The organism is Arthrobacter sp. 10T425 (assembly GCF_056393985.1).
In genome coordinates, this window is record NZ_JBFTGZ010000123.1 from 1 (window position 1) to 374 (window position 374).

A 374-nucleotide genomic window follows, 5' to 3' on the forward strand; every position below is an offset into this window, starting at 1 on the left:
GCGATGGTGTGGCCGTTGTTGAGCACCTTGGCACTGCCGGCGGCGTACGCGAAGCGGATCGGCTTGAACCCGCCGGGCACGGCACCGCGGATGTCAATCGGCGATTGTTCCTTGCCGAGCTTGCAAGTCGCGTATTCGGCGTCCAGGTCGCCCCAGGCGGGGCTTTCGTAGGTCCACGGTGCGTGATGCGGCGCTGCCGCAATCGCGCTCAAGGCGCACGTGGATAAGAGGGCGGCGGACAGCAACTGTTTCATGTGAAATTCCGTTTCTGAGGGGCGCGGCGCGCAGTCTACCGGCTCGCGTGCCGGACCAGAACGTCAAGACGGTATTTTCAGAAATGCACGATGTGCATGCCGCCGCGCCATATGCATTGC

1 pseudogene is annotated in these 374 nt (G+C 63.4%); it reads right to left on the reverse strand.

What is annotated here, in order from left to right:
* Positions 1-254, reverse strand: a pseudogene (locus AC1DDH_RS20815) (carbonic anhydrase); the annotation flags it as partial.
* Between the last annotated feature and the right edge of the window lie 120 nt (positions 255-374).